1 protein-coding gene is annotated in these 3494 nt (G+C 32.7%); it reads right to left on the bottom strand.

The features are described 5' to 3' along the window. On the bottom strand, positions 1-3448 hold a 3448-nt coding region (locus tag HZY83_RS01585; protein WP_179942346.1), incomplete at its 3' end, for a Cna B-type domain-containing protein. Positions 3449-3494: the final 46 nt, after the last annotated feature.

The following is a 3494-nucleotide window of genomic DNA, read 5'->3' as shown; positions in this document are numbered from 1 at the left end:
CATTTGATAGTAAATTTACTGTGATGCTTGTTGGGCGTTTTCCATCTTGGTTATTATTATCTTCCCAAGCTTTTACTCCAGTAACTTGTGTATCTTCTGGCGTGTATTTGTTTGTTATGTTGTATCCATTGATTTCTGTTGTATATCCGTAAACTTGATTTTCTGTTACTGTATAATTTACTTCTTTTCCGTCTTTGAACTTCGGTAAGTTTGTAAATTCATAACTCCAGTTATCTGTTGCACTTACTTCTTTACTATCTACTTGCTCGCCATCTGCCAGTAAATTAACTGTGATTTTTTCTGGGCGTTTGCCATCTTGATTGTTTTTATCTTCCCAAGTTTTTTGTCCTGATACTTGCGTAACCTCTGGTGTATATTTATTTGTTATATTGTATCCGTTAATTTCTGGTGTATATCCAGCAACTTGATTTTCTGTTACTGTATAATTTACTTCTTTTCCGTCTTTGAACTTCGGTAAGTTTGTAAATTCGTAACTCCAGTTATCTTGCTCGCTTACTTCTTTACTTTGAACTAATTCTCCATTTGATAGTAAGTTTACTGTGATGCTTGTTGGGCGTTTTCCATCTTGGTTATTATTATCTTCCCAAGTTTTTACTCCAGTAACTTGTGTAGTTTCTGGTGTGTATTTGTTTGTTATGTTGTATCCATTGATTTCTGGTGTATATCCGTCAACTTGATTCTCTGTTACTGTATAACTTACTTCTTTTCCGTCTTTAAACTTCGGTAAGTTTGTAAATTCGTAACTCCAGTTATCTGAGGCACTCACTTCTTTACTATCTACTTGCTCACCATCTACCAGTAAATTAACTGTGATTTTTTCTGGGCGTTTTCCATCTTGGTTATTATTATCTTCCCAAGTTTTTACTCCAGATACATTAGTAACTTCTGGTGTGTATTTGTTTGTTATGTTATATCCATTGATTTCTGTTGTATAACCGTAAACTTGGTTTTCTGTTACTGTATAATTTACTTCTTGTCCGTCTTTGAACTTAGGTAAGTTTGTAAATTCATAGTTCCAGTTATCTTGCTCGCTTACTTCTTTAATTTGAACTATTTCTCCGTCTGCCAGTAAATTAACTGTAATTCTTTCTGGGCGTTTTCCATCTTGGTTATTGTTATCTTCCCAAACTTTTTGTCCAGATACTTGTGTAGTTTCTGAAGTGTATTTGTTTGTTATGTTATAACCATTGATTATTGTTTCATATCCAGTAACTTGATTTTCTGTTACTGTATAATTTACTTCTTTTCCGTCTTTGAACTTCGGTAAGTTTGTAAATTCGTAACTCCAGTTATCTTGCTCGCTTACTTCTTTAATTTGAACTATTTCTCCATTTGATAGTAAGTTTACTGTGATGCTTGTTGGGCGTTTGCCATCTTGGTTATTGTTATCTTCCCAAGTTTTTTGTCCAGTAACTTGTGTAGTTTCTGGTGTGTATTTGTTTGTTATGTTGTATCCATTGATTTCTGGTGTGTAACCTTCAACTTGATTTTCTGTTACTGTGTAGTTTACTTCTTGTCCGTCTTTGAACTTCGGTAAGTTTGTAAATTCGTAACTCCAGTTATCTTGCTCACTTATTTCTTTACTTTGAACTATTTCTCCATTAGCTAGTAAGTTTACCGTGATACTTGTTGGGCGTTTTCCATCTTGGTTATTATTATCTTCCCAAGTTTTTACTCCAGATACTTGCGTAGTTTCTGGTGTGTATTTGTTTGTTATGTTGTATCCATTGATTTCTGCTGTATAACCAACAACTTGATTTTCTGTTACTGTATATTTTATCTCTTGTCCGTCTTTGAACTTCGGTAAGTTTGTAAATTCGTAACTCCAGTTATTTGTTGAACTTACTTCTTTACTGCCTACTTGCTCACCATCTGCCAGTAAATTAACTGTGATTTTTTCTGGACGTTTTCCATCTTGGTTATTATTATCTTCCCAAACTTTTTGTCCAGTAACTTGTGTAGTTTCTGGTTCGTTTTCTCCTTTTTGGTTAGATACAGGTAAATATGTAAGTGAATTAGCATTTACTGTAACCAATTTAGACGAACTATCTATTCTATAACCTGATGGAGCAGTAGTTTCTTTAACTATATATCTTCCTGGTTCTAACTTGTCAGAGATTGCAACACCTTTGTCATTAGTAGTTAAAGTAGCAACTACTTGATTAGGACTATTTTCTTTTGCAATTTTAAATACTGCATTAGCTAGTAATATAGAAGCATCTTCTGAGTCATACTTTGTAACACGTATTCTTGATACTAAATCTCCTGTTACTGTACCTCCAACAGCTTGTTCAGTATGCTTTGCAACTGACTCCGTACTAGTATTATTCTCTGTCTTACCATTTTCTGTTTTTGAAGTATGAGTTAAAACTGCACCTTGATCACGATATAATGTAACACCATTTGATACACTATATCCTCCATCTGGAACCGCAGTTTTATAAGTCAATTCATAACTTTTCGTTCCGACATTATTCCCTAAATTTAGTACAAAAGCAGTACCTCCATTTGTAAAAGTAAGGTGAGCTTTGCTTCCGTTTGATGATAAAAATTCTTGTTCGTCAGTAGTAATAGTCACATTTCTAACAGTAGTAGGAGTAGTATCCGAATAAGTTACCTCATTTAATACGAAACTATCTTTTAAATATGTAAGAACAACTCCACTATCTAATTTTAACGAGTCTTTTATAGTAACATTACTAGTACCATAATCTCCACCTGAACGATTAACTCTAACTTTCCACACTAACGAAGACGTAGAATACTTTTCTAACTCTTTCAAATATTCTTCCGTAGAGATTTCTCCAGAAATCAACTTGTTTATTAATTCTTGCGGTGCTCCATTAGCATTAATATTTTTCTCTACCGATTTGTATATTCCTTCTCCGTTAATATTAACTTTATTTTCCCATTCTTGTACTTCAGTATAATTAACCGTCTTTGTCGTTCCATCAGGAAAAGTAAAGTTATTTTCTCCTCTAACGACTTTAGCAGTTGCTTTTACTTTAAAAGTTCCTTTAACATTATCTAATCCTACAATATCGTCATTAAATGTAAAGGTCAGTAATCCTGACTGTCTATTTGTAGTTAAAGTTCCTAATCTGGTACCTTCCTCATTTAATAGCGGATATTCCGCATTGCCCAAGGTAATATTAGAATCTTGTGAATTAAATGGAACTGTAAAGTAATCTCCCGACTGAATAGTATCTCCTAAAGAAGAAGCATCATACTCTCCAGAAAAATCAAAATCCAATAACATTGTCTCTAGATTTCCACTCTGATTACTAGGTAGTCCCGAATAACTCAAGTTAAAAATTCTAACTTGATTAGTTAAATTATTATTAACAGCATTTGTATACTTGGCAGGAACTAATGTTGTTGTTATTAATAAAATTAATATAGAAAATATTTTAAATAATTTCTTCAAAATAATATATCCTTTCTTTTAAATTTGCATTTTAATTATATAATAT

This window comes from Gemella sp. GH3 (assembly GCF_013415425.1).
In the GTDB taxonomy this organism is placed as follows: domain Bacteria; phylum Bacillota; class Bacilli; order Staphylococcales; family Gemellaceae; genus Gemelliphila.
This window is presented reverse-complemented; position numbering and strand designations above follow the sequence as displayed.